Raw genomic sequence first — 14,499 nt, 5'->3', positions numbered from 1 at the left:
GGGCAAGGCTACCCAGGCCTGGATAGCCTCGGTAGACGCATGCAATGTCATGGCAAAAGGAGGAGTCAAAAAAGCCGCCGCTGCCGCCGCCAGGGCCGCCGCAAACCGGCTCATGGCCGACAACCGCCAGGCTCGGCATCAGTACGAAATCCTCGAAACCCTTGAAACAGGCATCGAGCTCGTTGGCACTGAAGTGAAATCAATCCGCAATGGCAAAGCAAATCTCCGCGATGGTTTTTGCCTGATTCGCAACGGAGAACTGCAACTTCACAACGTGCACATCTCCCCCCATAGCCACGCGAGCGCTTATTTCAATCACGACCCCTTACGAACGCGAAAGCTGCTCGCCCACCGTCGTGAGATCGACAAGCTACGGGGGCAATTAGACAAAAAAGGACTCGCTCTCATCCCCCTGAACATTCACTTGAAAGGTTCCTGGATCAAGATCACAATTGGGGTTGGCAAAGGCCGTAAGTTGCACGACAAACGCGCCGCTGATAAGGAAAAACAATCAAAAAAAGAGGTTCGTTCTGCCATGGCCAAATATCAATAATTTTTAGATCTATTTTTAATTTTTACAATTCAATTCCTGAAGAAATCGATTCCAAAACGGAAACGATTCGACTCACTCCCCCGTTGCTGGGTCTGGAATTGGTTCAGCCTCAACTTCAGGCAATGGCACCCGCCGGCGCCGCTCGAGTACAGGCTTTTGTTGGCGCGACCGCGGTTGATCAGCCCGACAAGACAACGTGAAAGATCCCGACGAGACTCCGTCATTGGTGATCAACACCTGAACGGGAGAACCAAGGTCCGGCTGAAGCGTTGAAACCCGCAAGGGTCCCCGCTCCGCCCTGACCTCGCCGTCAGCGCCGAACACGGTCATTTCCATCAGTGGAGTGCCATTGATGCCAAGCACAAGGCCTGCACCAGCAGGCACAACAACGGAGATCAAGCGTGCGCCCCCTGCTGGAATCCGCAACGACAGATTCGTTGCAATCCGCGGCCGAGCTTTCACCTGCTCAATCTGAACATCGCGAAGGCTCTCAATCGCTGCCGCATACCAAAGTTGGCGATAGGGCTCTTGCGGTTGCCGCCCTCGGGCATCGCCAGGCAAGAGGTCTCGGGCACCGGCACTCACCAGCTGCTCCACTGCGCGAGGGGTAACACCCTGTTTCACCAACGCTGCGCGCTGCTCACTCCAATCGGCCTGCTTGAGGCTCCCCAGCCGTGAGCGCAACGTTGGAGGCAGCTGTTCTATCCGCGCCAACCAATCTTCGGCCAGATCGTTCCAAACCCGACGCAGCGGTGCATCCTCCAAATCGTCGGATGGCAAACGTCCCCCTCGCTCGGGAAAACGATCCAAAACGGCGGTGTTCGCCAACTTCAAGAACCAAGTGCGGTCCACCTGAAGGGCCCTCAGACGACTCAGCAACTGCTGGCGTTCATCCACTTCCGCCGGTGGAAGGCTTGCGGTCTGGGGCTGTCCCACCACATCAGTTGCCGTTGAGGGCGCCTTACCAGGGGCGGCCTGACGCGACAACAGAAACCAACCGATCGCGGAACCCACCAGGGCAGACAGTGCCAAGGCAGCCACCACAGGCCACAAACGGCCCTCAGCCCCCAATTCCCGTTCTTCAAGACGGCTCAGCCGACGCGAGGGCGTGGCCGCTGGCGTCAACGATGGAAGTGCTGGCTCAGTTGCAGTGATCGACGAGGGAGCCAGCGGGACAGTTCGATCCGCCCGGGCCATTGGACCCGACTGTTCAGGCATCGGCACCGATTTGAGGGCTGCCAGGACCGATGCCGCATCAGCAAAACGCCGCTGCGGATCTTCGCTCAAGAGCCGTTGCAGCACCTCTTTAAAGACATCCTTCAGCTGGAGCTGCTCAGGCCAGCACCACCCATCTTCAGAGGGGGAGATCAACTGTTCCGGCGGTCGTCCTGTGAGCAGCACAAGGGACGAAACCCCAAGACCGTGCAAATCCATCCACGCCGCACAGGCTTCTCCGCGGCCTTGGGCTCGGGGGGCATAGCCAGGCGTGGCCCCCGCCAAGGGCTCCTCCCCCTCCGCCTGCACCAAGCCAAAATCCAAGAGCACGGGCAACCCATCGGCGCTACGGCGCAACAGGTTGCGGGGATTCACATCACCGTGCACCAAGCCCCGGCCATGCACCACAGCCAACACAGGCAACAGCTGACGCAGCAACAGCAGCACCTCCCCAGGGCCAAACAGCATCTGACGTTGCTCCCGCTGTTGGAGCAATTGCGCGTAGCTCACACCCTCCTGCCAATCACGAACGGTCCAGAGGACCCCGTCCACCTCCAACTGCTCACCACATCGCGGAATTTGGGGATGCAAGATCGCTTGCAACAGAGGCCAGTGCCTCTGCAGGCGCTGTTTGGACGCGGGGCTCTCCAGCTGACGGATCACTACAGGGATCTCCCCCGCCAAAAGATCCACACCGCGCCACAGGGACCCCTGAACCGGATCAGGCCCAGAGAGGCGCTCCTCCAATCGGTAGCGCTCCACCAGCACTGTGCCGGTAACGCTCAAAATCCACGCTGCATCATTGGGGTGATGCTACCGAGGCTGAACTAGACGCCTTCAACTCTTAGGGTCTCGCAAGCTCTCCTTCACACCTTGCTGCTTGACACCCTGATGGAGGTGCGGCGTCGCAGTGAAGCCCTGATTGCAGGTCTTGAACCAGAAGATCTTGGCCTGCAGGGGATGGCAAACGCCAGCCCACCGAAATGGCATCTGGCGCACACCACCTGGTTCTTCGACACCTTTGTTCTTCAGCCGTATCTCACCGGCCATCGGCCCTGCGATCCCCGTTGGAGCTACCAATTCAATTCCTATTACGACTCAGTGGGGGAACGACACCCCCGTTCGGAGCGGGGCCTTCTGAGCCGGCCACCCATCCGCGAAATTCTCGAATGGCGTGCCGACGTTGACGCTGGGTTGACGCAATTGCTCGGCCAAGAACCAACGCCGGAACTCCGAACCCTGGTGGAGCTTGGGTTGCAGCACGAGCAACAGCACCAAGAGTTGTTGCTGATGGATCTGCTGGATGGATTCAGCCGGCAACCCCTGGAGCCCACCTACAGCGGTGATGCAGACCTCAAAACACGTACGAACCCACGCCAGTGGCTGGCATTTGAAGGAGGCATCTTGGAGATCGGTGCCCAGAACAACAGTTTTCATTTCGACAACGAAACCCCACGGCACAGGGTTTGGCTCGATCCATTTCAGATCAGCGATGAACTCATCAGCAATGCCGAGTACCAAACCTTCATCGACGACGGCGGGTACCAGCGTCCAGAACTCTGGATGAGTGATGGATGGGGCTTGGTGCGCCAACACGGCTGGACACAACCACGCTATTGGCGCGACGCGCACGACGAATTTGGCCTTGCCGGACGGCAGCGGCGAGATCCTGCAGCACCTGTGCGGCATTTGAGTTGGTTCGAAGCCGATGCCTTCGCCCGCTGGAGTGCGTGCCGTCTGCCAACAGAAGCGGAATGGGAGCATGCCTGCGCTCTCCATGGCCCAGCGATGCACCATGCCCATGGGGTGCTGTGGCAGTGGACCGCAAGTCCCTACCGTCCCTATCCCGGTTTCCGTCCGCCTCCGGGAGCCATCGGTGAATACAACGGCAAATTCATGAGCTCACAAATGGTGTTGCGGGGGAGCTGCTGGCTTACCCCCCCAGGCCATAGCCGAGACACCTACCGAAATTTCTTCCCCCCCTTCAGCCGTTGGATGGCGGCGGGAGTGCGGCTCGCCCGATGAGCATCGCAGTCATCGACCTCCACCCCGCCCCGACGGATCTCAAACGAGTTGTGCTGGAAGGACTCCAGCGACAACCTCGTCAATTGCCGGCGTGGCTGCTGTACGACGCTGAGGGCTCCCAGTTGTTCGCGGCGATTTGTGATCAGCCGGAATACAGCCTCACCCGCACCGAAATCGCCCTGCTCGAATCCCATGCGTCCGACATTGCTAGCGCTGTTGGATCTGGTGTGGTGGTGGAATTCGGCATTGGCAATGCCAAGAAAGTCGACCCGCTGCTGAGAGCCCTGCGGCCCAAAACCTTCGTGGCTTTGGACATCAGCCGATCCGCACTGGAAGACTCGCTCACAGGTCTGGCATCCCAGCATCCCGCCATCCAGATGTTGGGCATCTGCTGTGACCACAGCCAACTCGAGGGCTTACCCACACATCCCTGGCTCATCGGGGAGCGCCGTATCGGTTTCTTCCCCGGCAGCTCACTCGGAAACTTCACACCAAAAGACGCCGTACTGCTGCTCCAACGATTTCGGCATCTGTTAGCGGGCGGGCCGTTGCTACTGGGGTTGGACCAACCCCGCGATCCAGCTCTGCTGGAAGCCGCCTACAACGATGCCGCTGGAGTTTCGAAGGCCTTCGCGTTCAACCTGCTGAAACGCCTCAACCGCGATTTACATGGCAATGCTGAAGCTAAGAACTTCCGCTATGAGGCACGTTGGCAAGCCGATCAGCAGCGCATCGAAATGGCTCTCGTGAGTCGCTGCGCCCAGACCATCCAGCTGGCGGAGTCAGCATGGTCGTTCGACCACAATGAACGCTGGGTAACCGAGCACAGCGTGAAATACAGCCCAGACGCCGCCGCAGACTTGGCCGCGCAAGCGGGGTGGCAGATCCAACAACGTTGGCATGACGATCACGATCAGATCTCCCTTCACCTCTTAGTACCGTCAAACTGAAATCGACAAAGACCCTCCATCGTCATGAAACAGGACGAACGGCGCCAAGCAATCAAACAGGAACGCGAACGGCTCATCCAAGATCTCGAGGCCCTCTACTTAGCTGCTTTTGATCGGCTCGGAACCCTCGAGGGAGAGGTGGGCGAAGTGAAGGCGGCTCAACTCACTCAAATGATCCTCAACTCAAAATTGGCCGCCCTCGAGCCGCTGCTCAAAGAAATCGAAAAGCCCTTAATCACCACCCCTGCTGCGGGCGATCAGGCATGAGTTGGCTGGAGCAGCTGGAGCGAGAGCTGGATCAACGCCTCTCCGGCTTCCTGCGCAACAACCCGCTGCAAGATCAGCTGTTTGAAGAACAGCACAGCCGCGACCGCGCTCAATCACTTCAACGCCAACGGCAGCAGCTGCAACAGGAAGCCGAACTGCAACGTCAACAGCTCCTGCACCTCGCCGAAGACGTACGGGCTTGGCGACAGCGCTCCGACAAAGCCCGACAGGCCAATGCGAGCGACCTGGCCAACCGCGCTGATCAACATCTCCATGGACTGATGGACCAGGGACGTCAGCTCTGGAACGACCTCGATGACCTTGGTCGCCGCTTCAACGAAGTGGAGCAACAATTGTTGGAGTTAAAAATCCAACAAAAAACGCCCAGCCGCTCCGATCTGGAGAAGGACTGGGCGCTTTTTGAAGCCGAACAGGAGCTAAGAGAGCTCCGCAACAAGGCTGGGCTTTGAGCTGATCAGGCTTTGGGTGCGGGTGGCTCAAGGCTGACACCTTCGGGCGGTGGCGTGGGATCAGGATCAGCGATCAGCATGTGCTGCAGAACGATTTCCGGACGTTCGCTATCGCGCCAGCGAATGCGGTATGCCGGCATTTTGGTACCGCGACTCGTGGTCTGTTCCACAGGTTCCATGACCCATCCCCGACGGGAACGACCCTGTGGATTGCGCTTGACCACCGCGTCAGCGTGCTTGAAGCGGAAACCTACGCGCTCACCACTCATGAGGATTGGACCATGCCTTTGGATTCATTATCCCACTGAGGGGGCCTCATCAGGGCGCGACTCTGGGCGCATAAGCGGGAATGCAATTACATCACGGATTGAGGGGCTGTCGGTGAGCAACATCACCAAGCGGTCGATGCCAATCCCGAGGCCGCCCGTGGGGGGCATCCCCACTTCCAACGCATGGACGAAATCCTCGTCCAAGCCTTGGGCTTCCAAGTCTCCTGCGGCTTTTCGCGCTTGCTGAGCCTCAAGCCGCTGCCGCTGATCGACAGGGTCAATCAACTCGCTAAAGGCATTCGCCGTTTCCCGACCGACGATGAACAACTCAAAGCGCTCCACGAGCCCAGGCTTGCTGCGGTGCTTACGGGCCAGCGGAGAAATTTCAATCGGGTAATCGGTCACAAAGGTGGGTTGGATCAAGCTGGCTTCCACCCGTTGCTCAAAGGCTTCATTCAGCAGGCGACCCACACTGTCGGCAGCGCCAGGAACCTCCAAACCGGCGGCTTCCATCGCTTCAGCCGCCTGAGCACGGGTTGTAAAGGCTTCAAAGTTCAACCCGGTGGCTTCCTCCACCAGCTCATGCATCGTGGCCCGACGCCAAGGCGGCGTGAGATCGATATCGGTGCCCTGGTAATGAATCCGTGTACCACCGCACACCTGCTGGCACACCTCGGCAATCATCGCCTCCGTGAGCTCCATCATTCCGATGTAGTCGGAGTAAGCCTGATACACCTCAACGGATGTGAACTCCGGGTTATGGCGGGTGCTCATTCCCTCGTTCCGGAAGATCCGACCGAGCTCGTACACCCGCTCAAATCCACCCACCACAAGCCGCTTGAGGTGTAACTCCGTCGCAATGCGGAGGTACAAAGGCAGATCGAGGGTGTTGTGGTGGGTGATGAACGGCCGCGCATCGGCGCCACCCGCCTCCGACTGCAGTACGGGCGTCTCAATCTCGAGGAACTGTCGCTCGTCGAGCCAGCGACGAATGCCACTCACCAGCAAGGCCCGACGACGGAAGGTTTCACGCGACTGCGGCGAGACAATCAAATCGAGATAGCGCTGGCGGTAGCGCTTCTCAACATCGGCAAGTCCATGCCATTTGTCGGGCAAGGGCTGAAGCGACTTGCTCAGCATGCGCCAATCACGCACTTTCACCGACAACTCACCGCGGTCGGTTCGACGCAAAGTGCCGCTCACACCCAACCAGTCCCCGGCATCCACGAGGGAAGTGATCTGTTTGAACCATCCCTCCTGCTGGGCCTCCAAGCCCGCTTTTTCTAAAAAGAGCTGAATCGTTCCCGTTTCATCCGCGAGGGTAAAAAAAGCCAATTTCCCCATCACACGGCGGGTCATCACGCGACCGGCGACGGCCACACTCAGCTCACGCTCCTCACCATTGGGGAGATCAGCATGGTCTGCCTGTAACTCCGCCATCCGATGACTGGGGTCAAACGTGAGCGCGTAGGGCCCCTGCCCTAGCTGCTCCAAAGTATTTGCCTTCTCGAGGCGGGTATCGCGCAGCTCAGACAATGCAGCAAGGGCAGTCGGCCATATCTTGCCGGGCCAGAGGACTTCAGGCTGCTTGGATTAGGCCGTCGCGGACACTTCGCCCACACGCTGTGAGGAATAACCGATGCCGCGCACCGTCAAAATGAGCTCAGGATTGCGTGGATCCGGTTCGAGCTTGCCGCGTAAACGGGCCACATAGACGTCAACGACGCGAAGATCGGCAGCCCGGCGAGGGGGATATCCCCACAATTGCTCCAGGATTTCAGCCCGTGGAACAACATGGCCTGGATCGCGGAAGAGCAATTCCAACAGGCTGAACTCGGTGTAGGTGAGGTTGATGCGCTCACTGCCGCGGGTGACCTGACGGCGGTTGGTATCGACGACTAATTCACCTAGACGAAGCACGCCCTGACCAGTGGGAAGTTCGCGACTTTCAACAACAGCATTGCCACGGCCAACGCGACGAAGAATCGTTGCGATGCGGGCTTCGAGCTCTTTGGGGCTAAAAGGCTTTGGAAGATAGTCGTCAGCTCCTAAGTCGAGGCCGGCGACGCGCTCGGAGATGGCTTCAACAGCCGAAAGAAAAATGATCGGTACGCATGATTCAGCCCGAAGACGACGGCACACGGCAAAGCCATCGAGCTTGGGCAACATCACATCCAGAACGATGAGATCCGGCGACTCGCTATGGAACAACTCCAACGCCTGTTCGCCATCCTCGGCGCAAACGACGCGATAGCCCGAGAGCTGTAGACGCATGACCAAGACACGGCGAACCGCGGCTTCGTCATCCACAACAAGAACCGTTGCTTTTGGTTGTGACGGCAACTCGCCCGTCATCAGCACCTTGCTTAACGAGTTGAAACTTTACCGGTCAGGGGATGAGAACAGGAGCCAGGAGCCTGATGCACAGGTGGTTTACCGATTCTCTTAAGAATTACTTCCATCCAGGGGCCAACGCGACGCGGCATATCGATCCCACTCCATGGCCGCAGCCCCGAGTGCTTCAGCGCTGTCCACTTGGCCCAGCATCGCTCGCTGCAACTGGGTGTAGAGGATTTTCTGCAATCGTTTAATTCCTGGCAAAGCCGGCACCAAAACACGAGCCCGCTCCAACGTGATCGCCGACAGCAACCGCGCTTGACGAATCTGATCCTGCTGAGGCGTGCGGGTTTTCTCTCGCTCCAGTTGGGACCTCACCATGGCCAAAGCCTCCACAGACGAGGGAAGAACCCGTGCTTCGGTGGCAAAACGCGCCTGGTTGGTGGCATCGGTGAGGAACAGAGCCAACTCAAGGGCTAGGGCCTGCTTGCTGCTTTGCCGAGGCACCGCCAACGTCATCAAGGCGACATTCGCCATGCCATCAGCACCCGTTACGGGCGGATGTGACTCCGTCACCGCGGCCACCCCTGGTGCATTCGTTTGGATGCTGCGCAAGAACTCAGCCCCTGTGGCCGCCATCGCCAAATCCCCGCTCTGGAACAGTTCAATCGCCCGCCGTTGGCCCTGACTGACGACTTCCCGCGGCAACAATCCCTCTTGATATAAATCGGTCCAAAACTGGAACGCCCTGCGGCCAGCTGGGCTATTGAACGCGGCGCGTCGCTCCGAATCCAACAACGAGACCCCCATCTGGACGAGGGTTTCCAACATCTCAGCAGAATCGTCTGGCACCGTGGTGAGGAAGAGGCCATACCGCCCCGTCCGCTTCCGAATCTGCCGGGCAAAGGCAGGAATCTCATCCCATCGGGTCGGCGGTGCCGCGATATCGGCCTGATCCAACAGCTCTCGATTCACCAAACTGAGCCGAACGGTGAGATACCAAGGCACAGCGATCTGTCCGGCATCTGGGTCGCGACAGGCCTGCCACACCGATGGCAAATAGCGCTCAGCCGCATCCGATGGCAGTAGGGGCGTGAGATCCGTGAGCCCCCCTTTACTGGCCAAATTCGCCGCAAAAGGTGGGTTCAAATTCACCAGATCGGGAGCTGTGCGGGCATAGACAGCAGCCAACAATTTGCGTTCCACCGACCCCCAAGGCAGATCCGTCCAGCGCACCGAATCCTCGGGATGCACCGTTGTCCAAGCCGCTATCAAATCGGCGAAATAGCGGTTGAACTTGGGCGCAAGCTGCAACGTCCACAAATTCAGTTCTGGTCCAGGGCTTCGTCGCCCACAAGCCGCCAAGCCAGCCGCCACGGCAGCCAACAACAACCGTCGACGCGTCAGCTGAAAGGTCATGACGGCACCCTCCGACGCCAAAACAACAATTGCAAAGACACCAACATTGGAGCCAAAAGCCCCGTGATCAGGGCCTGGCTCCAAAGGGTCTGCCAGCCCCAGGCTTGGGTGAACGAATCCAGGGTGCCCCCTTCACGGATCAACACCTGCAAAAACACACTCAGACCCAATCCCACCGAACCAAGCCAGGCCAATAAACCCAAATTGAGGCTGCGTTGAATCTGACTGCCCCGACGCCCCAGTCGACCCCACCACCAACCCAGCGCTAAGAGTGCTGGCACCTGCGTGACCCCCTCAAGGCTGAGTCCGTCCAGGACCAATCCCAAGGCCAACCCCGCGAATGCCCCCGAAATCGGTCCATCAGTAAGCGCCCAGGGCAACAACCAAAGCAACACCCAGGCTGGTCCCACACCATTCATGCTGAGCCACTCAGGGGAACCCAACACCAGCAAGGGCACGAGCAAGGCCGAGGCCGCACAAATCGGTTGTCGATGCAATCGAGCCATCTTCAACGGGTGCGCACTTGAACCCAATCGATCGCCTCGGGCGCTGCGATCAGCTGAACGATCGCGGTCGGTGCCGGCACAGCCTGCTCATTCACCGACTGAATCACGCCCACCGACACATTCGGGGGAAGCAACGTGCTCGCTGGAGATGTGGTGACGAGATCTCCAGGGCTGACATTGGGGTCTTTATCGATGAACCGCAAGGTAAGGCGACTACTGCCGCGGCCCACCAACAATCCATGGCTGCGAGAGCGCGGAAGCCACACCCCGATCTCATGCCCCGGGGCCGTGAGCAACCGCACCCGTGCCGTTGCCGGCGTAACACTGGCGATTCGACCCACCAAGCCGCCAGGACCGAGCACTGCATCGCCGGCTTGAAATCCCTGAAGCGCACCCTTACCGAGCTCAAGCTGTTGCCACCAACCCCGAGGGGAGCGGGAAATCACAGGAGCACCTACATCACCTTGGCGCGATCCATTGCGCTGAAGCTCCAACAAGTCCCGCAAGCGGAGATTGTCTTGTTCCAGCAATTGCATGCGCGACTGATCCTCCACGGTTCGTGCAGAAACAATCCATTCACGCTGGGCTGAGCCGGGCCAAAAAGGACGCGTGATCAGGGCATAGGCATCGGTGAAACCAGCTCCTTTGCTGAATCGAATAAGCAACAAGCCTGCAACCAAGAGCAACCATGGGCTGAGTTGACCAAGCCCGCGCCAACGGCTTTTACCAGGCCGGAGCGAAGGGGCCATCTCCTCAGAGGCTGGCCATGGACCGGACGAATTCCGGGGTATCCACGACGCGCTGGAAGCGCTTCCAATCTTCCAAAACCTGACCACATCCGTTCACCACGCAGAGAAGCGGGTCTTCAGCGATGTGGACAAAGATGCCTGTTTCGTGGCTGATCAAATCGCTGATGCCCCGAACAAGTGCGCCTCCTCCGGCCAGCATGATTCCGCGATCGACGATGTCGGCAGCTAATTCAGGCGGCGTGCGTTCCAAGGTGCGCTTTACCGCTTCAACAATCACGTTGAGGGGTTCAGCGATGGCTTCCCGCAAATCCCCCGCCTTCAAATTGATCGTTCTTGGCAGTCCAGACAGCAGGTGCAAGCCACGAACATCCATGGATTGTTGATCGAACTCGTCATCGGGGAAGGCCGAGCCAATACGGATCTTGATGTCTTCCGCCGTGCGTTCGCCCACCACCATGTTGTGGACTTTTTTCAAATACACGCCGATGGCATCGCTGATCTCGTCGCCCGCGACCCGAACGGATTCACTCAGAACCGTTCCACCAAGACTGAGCACGGCCACTTCAGTGGTACCACCACCGATATCAACAATCATGGTTCCTACGGGTTCGGTGACGGGGAGCCCAGCCCCAATCGCCGCCGCTACGGGCTCATCAATTAAGTGCACTTCCCGGGCGCCAGCCATGCCGGCCTCGCGCACAGCACGGCGTTCCACGCCTGTGACTCCACTGGGGATGCCCACCACCAAGCGAGGCGCCAAAATTCCACGACCTTCGTTGCCCTTGGCAATAAAGGTCTTGAGCATTTGCTCGGCCGCATCGAAATCAGCAATCACCCCATCGCGCAAGGGGCGAACAGCGCGAATGTTTCCGGGGGTGCGGCCCAACATCAATTTGGCCTCATCCCCAACCGCCAAGGTGGTGCCACGCTCTAAATCCAGCGCGACCACAGAGGGCTCCTGCAGCACGATGCCCCGACCAGATACATAGATCAGGGTGTTTGCCGTGCCGAGGTCGATGCCGATATCACGTGAAAGCTGAAAACGACGAAACAGCACAGACACCGGGGCCAAGGTCGACGGATCATAGGAGCGGTATCCGGTGCTGCCTGTTACAACCAGAGGCTCGGGTGGAACTCCTTGAATGCAGCCATTTCATCTGTGGCGCATCATGACAACCATCATCAGGAGATGATTTTTCAATGGGCGTAAATTCCGTCACCCTCGTTGGCCGTGCTGGCCGCGACCCCGAAGTTCGCTACTTCGAATCCGGCAGCATGGTGGCCAATCTCACCATGGCTGTAAACCGTCGCAGCCGCGATGATGAACCTGACTGGTTCAACCTCGAAATCTGGGGGAAACAAGCCCAAGTGGCCGCCGACTACGTGAAGAAAGGGGCGTTGCTGGGAATCATCGGAAGCTTCAAGCTTGATCGCTGGACCGACCGCAGCAGCGGCGAAGAGCGCAGCAAACCAGTGATTCGTGTCGACCGCCTCGAACTTCTCGGCTCAAAGCGGGACAACCAAGAGTCGGGAGGTAATTTCGGCGGACAAGCCTCCGACGAAGACATCCCCTTCTGAGGCCTCAAACGCGTTAATCAGCTGAGTTACGGCGGCGCCAAATGCGCAAACCAAGCCATGTGGCGCCACCCAACACTGCAATCACAAGGATCACCTTGACGGCCTTCGACACAGGGTCGATCCAGAGCTCAACGTTGCTGTAACCCTCTCCCATCACCATGCCTGCCACGGTGAGGAGGGCCGTCCAGATCAAGCTTCCGGCTGTTGTCCAGAGCAAGAACGGCGTCATGGGCATCATTTCAATACCCGCAGGCACCGAAATCAGCGTGCGAATGCCAGGGACGAGCCGTCCCCAAAACACCAACGCGGTGCCGTAGCGGCTAAACCACTTTCGGCTACGGCCCAGCTCTTCCGGACGAATACCGATCCAACCGCCATAGCGGCTCAACCAGAGCTCGATGCGTTCTTCATTCACCAATCGGCCGATGCCGTACCAAGGCAGGGCGCCCAGCACCGTGCCAAGCAGGCCCGCCAGCACCACCGGCACCAACTGAAGCTGACCCTGCTGCACATAAAAACCCCCCAGAGGCATGATCAGCTCTGAGGGGATTGGTGGGAACAGGTTTTCTAAAAACATCGCCGCAAAAATTGCGGTGTATCCCAGCCACTGGTTGGCCTCAACGGCTTGCCCGATGAGTTCCGGCAACTGGGTGACGAGATCAGAAAATCCCATGGAACTTGCGTGTGACCGCGCAAGTCTTCCATGGGTCTGACATAAATCAATAGCGGTAGTGGTCGGGTTTGTAAGGACCTTCTACGGGCACGTTGATGTAATCGGCCTGATCTTTGCTGAGCTCCGTGAGGTTGGCGCCGATCTTCGAAAGGTGGAGACGGGCCACCATTTCATCGAGGTGCTTGGGCAAGACATACACCTCTTTGCCGTACTCGTTGGCCTTGGTGAACAGCTCGATTTGAGCCAACACCTGATTCGTAAAGGAGTTACTCATCACGAAGCTTGGGTGGCCCGTGGCACAGCCAAGATTCACCAAACGGCCTTCAGCCAACAGGATGATTTTGTTGCCGCTGGGCAAGGTGATGTGATCCACCTGGGGCTTGATGTTGTCCCACTTGTAATCCTTGAGTGACGCCACATCAATTTCATTGTCGAAGTGGCCGATGTTGCAGACAATGGCCTCATCTTTCATCTTCACCAGGTGCTCATTACGGATCACCTGGTAGTTGCCAGTGGCCGTCACGAAGATGTCCATCTGATCCACCACATCGTCCAAACGGACAACGCGATAGCCCTCCATCGCCGCCTGAAGTGCACAAATCGGATCCACCTCTGCAATGCAAACGGTGGCACCAAGGCCACGCAATGACTGGGCAGAACCTTTGCCCACATCGCCGTAGCCAACAACCAGGGCCTGCTTACCAGCAACCATCACGTCTGTGGCGCGCTTGATGCTGTCGACCAACGACTCACGACAGCCGTAGAGATTGTCGAACTTGCTCTTGGTGACTGAATCGTTGACGTTGATCGCCGGGAAGGGCAGCTCCCCACTCTTTTGCATCTTGTAGAGCCTTGCCACACCTGTAGTGGTCTCTTCCGTGACTCCTTGGATTGCTGCTTTTGTGCGGCTGTAGAAGCTGGAATCTTCGGCAAGCTTCTTTTTGATCGAAGCAAACAGGAAGGTTTCTTCTTCGTTGGAGGGGTTGTCGAGAACGGTGATGTCCTGCTCCGCCTTGGTACCAAGAATCACAAGACCCGTGGCGTCGCCACCGTCGTCGAGAATCATGTTGGGAGCACCACCGTCGCTCCACTCGAGAATGCGATGGGTGTAAGCCCAGTACTCCTCAAGCGTTTCACCCTTAACGGCAAACACTGGGGTGCCATTCGCTGCAATCGCAGCGGCTGCATGGTCTTGAGTGGAAAAAATATTGCAAGAGGCCCAGCGCACATCAGCGCCGAGTTCTTCCAAGGTTTCGATCAAAACAGCCGTTTGGATCGTCATGTGGAGAGAACCAGCAATCCGAGCACCCTTGAGGGGCTTCTCGTTGCCGTACTTCGCTCGCAATGCCATCAGACCCGGCATCTCGGTCTCGGCGATATCAAGTTCCTTGCGACCGAAAGCTGCAAGGTTGATATCAGCAATAACGCAGTCAGTACCAAGCTTCAGCTCGGTCGCGGTTGTGGGCGCTGCCACCATGGTTTTCTAGC

16 protein-coding genes are annotated in these 14,499 nt (G+C 58.4%); 6 read left to right on the top strand and 10 right to left on the bottom strand.

The features are described 5' to 3' along the window. Positions 1–49: 49 nt before the first annotated feature. Complete coding sequence (gene smpB / locus SYNCC9902_RS00740) at positions 50–553, top strand: SsrA-binding protein SmpB (protein WP_011359000.1); 504 nt, start codon at positions 50–52, stop codon at positions 551–553. A gap of 72 nt (positions 554–625) precedes the next feature. Here the strand turns inward: smpB and SYNCC9902_RS00735 are convergent, their stop codons facing one another. Continuing rightward, positions 626–2,554 (bottom strand): serine/threonine protein kinase, encoded by a 1,929-nt coding sequence (locus SYNCC9902_RS00735; RefSeq protein WP_011358999.1) that lies wholly within the window; start codon positions 2,552–2,554, stop codon positions 626–628. Between the two features lie 87 nt (positions 2,555–2,641). On the opposite strand from SYNCC9902_RS00735, the gene egtB reads away from it, so the two are divergent. From egtB to SYNCC9902_RS00715, 4 genes are read left to right on the top strand one after another with little or no spacing between them, the layout of a single operon-like run. Next, the gene (gene egtB / locus SYNCC9902_RS00730; protein WP_011358998.1) at positions 2,642–3,793 is read left to right on the top strand and encodes an ergothioneine biosynthesis protein EgtB; all 1,152 of its coding nucleotides are present in this window, start codon (positions 2,642–2,644) and stop codon (positions 3,791–3,793) included. Beyond that, positions 3,790–4,743, top strand: a complete 954-nt coding sequence (gene egtD / locus SYNCC9902_RS00725; protein ID WP_011358997.1) for an L-histidine N(alpha)-methyltransferase — start codon at positions 3,790–3,792, stop codon at positions 4,741–4,743. The genes egtB and egtD overlap by 4 nt, the downstream gene beginning before the upstream one ends. Before the next feature lie 24 nt (positions 4,744–4,767). Next, on the top strand, positions 4,768–5,010 hold the full coding sequence (locus SYNCC9902_RS00720; RefSeq protein WP_009788429.1) for a hercynine metabolism small protein: 243 nt from the start codon (positions 4,768–4,770) through the stop codon (positions 5,008–5,010). Further along, complete coding sequence (locus SYNCC9902_RS00715; protein ID WP_011358996.1) at positions 5,007–5,480, top strand: hercynine metabolism protein; 474 nt, start codon at positions 5,007–5,009, stop codon at positions 5,478–5,480. Before SYNCC9902_RS00720 ends, SYNCC9902_RS00715 begins: the two co-directional genes overlap by 4 nt. A gap of 5 nt (positions 5,481–5,485) precedes the next feature. Here SYNCC9902_RS00715 and SYNCC9902_RS00710 read toward each other — a convergent pair whose 3' ends face one another. The 7 genes from SYNCC9902_RS00710 to SYNCC9902_RS00680 form a co-directional block, all read right to left on the bottom strand. Beyond that, positions 5,486–5,749 (bottom strand): hypothetical protein, encoded by a 264-nt coding sequence (locus SYNCC9902_RS00710; protein ID WP_006851112.1) that lies wholly within the window; start codon positions 5,747–5,749, stop codon positions 5,486–5,488. A 27-nt stretch (positions 5,750–5,776) separates the two neighbouring features. Continuing rightward, on the bottom strand, positions 5,777–7,285 hold the full coding sequence (lysS, locus tag SYNCC9902_RS00705; protein ID WP_011358995.1) for a lysine--tRNA ligase: 1,509 nt from the start codon (positions 7,283–7,285) through the stop codon (positions 5,777–5,779). A gap of 57 nt (positions 7,286–7,342) precedes the next feature. Continuing rightward, positions 7,343–8,104, bottom strand: a complete 762-nt coding sequence (gene rpaB / locus SYNCC9902_RS00700; RefSeq protein ID WP_011358994.1) for a response regulator transcription factor RpaB — start codon at positions 8,102–8,104, stop codon at positions 7,343–7,345. A gap of 90 nt (positions 8,105–8,194) precedes the next feature. Next, positions 8,195–9,505, bottom strand: a complete 1,311-nt coding sequence (locus SYNCC9902_RS00695; RefSeq protein WP_011358993.1) for an extracellular solute-binding protein — start codon at positions 9,503–9,505, stop codon at positions 8,195–8,197. After that, the gene (locus SYNCC9902_RS00690) at positions 9,502–10,011 is read right to left on the bottom strand and encodes a hypothetical protein (protein ID WP_041424712.1); all 510 of its coding nucleotides are present in this window, start codon (positions 10,009–10,011) and stop codon (positions 9,502–9,504) included. The genes SYNCC9902_RS00695 and SYNCC9902_RS00690 overlap by 4 nt, the downstream gene beginning before the upstream one ends. A 2-nt stretch (positions 10,012–10,013) precedes the next feature. Next, complete coding sequence (gene mreC / locus SYNCC9902_RS00685; RefSeq protein ID WP_011358991.1) at positions 10,014–10,760, bottom strand: rod shape-determining protein MreC; 747 nt, start codon at positions 10,758–10,760, stop codon at positions 10,014–10,016. A 4-nt stretch (positions 10,761–10,764) separates the two neighbouring features. After that, entirely contained in the window at positions 10,765–11,817 is a 1,053-nt protein-coding gene (locus SYNCC9902_RS00680; RefSeq protein WP_011358990.1) for a rod shape-determining protein, read from the bottom strand. 143 nt (positions 11,818–11,960) lie between these two features. Here SYNCC9902_RS00680 and SYNCC9902_RS00675 point away from each other — a divergent pair, with 143 nt between their 5' ends. Beyond that, on the top strand, positions 11,961–12,338 hold the full coding sequence (locus SYNCC9902_RS00675; RefSeq protein WP_009788437.1) for a single-stranded DNA-binding protein: 378 nt from the start codon (positions 11,961–11,963) through the stop codon (positions 12,336–12,338). A 13-nt stretch (positions 12,339–12,351) separates the two neighbouring features. Here the strand turns inward: SYNCC9902_RS00675 and SYNCC9902_RS00670 are convergent, their stop codons facing one another. Both SYNCC9902_RS00670 and ahcY read right to left on the bottom strand, forming a co-directional pair. Beyond that, a complete protein-coding gene (locus SYNCC9902_RS00670) occupies positions 12,352–13,011 on the bottom strand; it encodes a DedA family protein (RefSeq protein WP_011358989.1) in 660 nt (219 codons plus the stop codon). Between the two features lie 46 nt (positions 13,012–13,057). Beyond that, a complete protein-coding gene (gene ahcY, locus SYNCC9902_RS00665; protein ID WP_011358988.1) occupies positions 13,058–14,488 on the bottom strand; it encodes an adenosylhomocysteinase in 1,431 nt (476 codons plus the stop codon). Between the last annotated feature and the right edge of the window lie 11 nt (positions 14,489–14,499).

It is taken from the genome of Synechococcus sp. CC9902 (assembly GCF_000012505.1).
GTDB lineage: Bacteria > Cyanobacteriota > Cyanobacteriia > PCC-6307 > Cyanobiaceae > Parasynechococcus.
The sequence above is the reverse complement of the archived record's forward strand: the minus strand, read 5'-3'. Positions and strand labels throughout refer to the sequence as shown.

Bases quoted from the DNA above. Each gene is read 5' to 3' on its own strand.
- smpB (WP_011359000.1), top strand. From the start codon at position 50: ATGGCAAAAGGAGGAGTCAAAAAAGCCGCCGCTGCCGCCGCCAGGGCC.
- egtD (WP_011358997.1), top strand. From the start codon at position 3,790: ATGAGCATCGCAGTCATCGACCTCCACCCCGCCCCGACGGATCTCAAA.
- SYNCC9902_RS00720 (WP_009788429.1), top strand. From the start codon at position 4,768: ATGAAACAGGACGAACGGCGCCAAGCAATCAAACAGGAACGCGAACGG.
- SYNCC9902_RS00715 (WP_011358996.1), top strand. From the start codon at position 5,007: ATGAGTTGGCTGGAGCAGCTGGAGCGAGAGCTGGATCAACGCCTCTCC.
- SYNCC9902_RS00710 (WP_006851112.1), bottom strand. From the start codon at position 5,749: ATGAGTGGTGAGCGCGTAGGTTTCCGCTTCAAGCACGCTGACGCGGTG.
- rpaB (WP_011358994.1), bottom strand. From the start codon at position 8,104: ATGACGGGCGAGTTGCCGTCACAACCAAAAGCAACGGTTCTTGTTGTG.
- SYNCC9902_RS00695 (WP_011358993.1), bottom strand. From the start codon at position 9,505: ATGACCTTTCAGCTGACGCGTCGACGGTTGTTGTTGGCTGCCGTGGCG.
- SYNCC9902_RS00690 (WP_041424712.1), bottom strand. From the start codon at position 10,011: ATGGCTCGATTGCATCGACAACCGATTTGTGCGGCCTCGGCCTTGCTC.
- mreC (WP_011358991.1), bottom strand. From the start codon at position 10,760: ATGGCCCCTTCGCTCCGGCCTGGTAAAAGCCGTTGGCGCGGGCTTGGT.
- SYNCC9902_RS00675 (WP_009788437.1), top strand. From the start codon at position 11,961: ATGGGCGTAAATTCCGTCACCCTCGTTGGCCGTGCTGGCCGCGACCCC.
- SYNCC9902_RS00670 (WP_011358989.1), bottom strand. From the start codon at position 13,011: ATGGGATTTTCTGATCTCGTCACCCAGTTGCCGGAACTCATCGGGCAA.
- ahcY (WP_011358988.1), bottom strand. From the start codon at position 14,488: ATGGTGGCAGCGCCCACAACCGCGACCGAGCTGAAGCTTGGTACTGAC.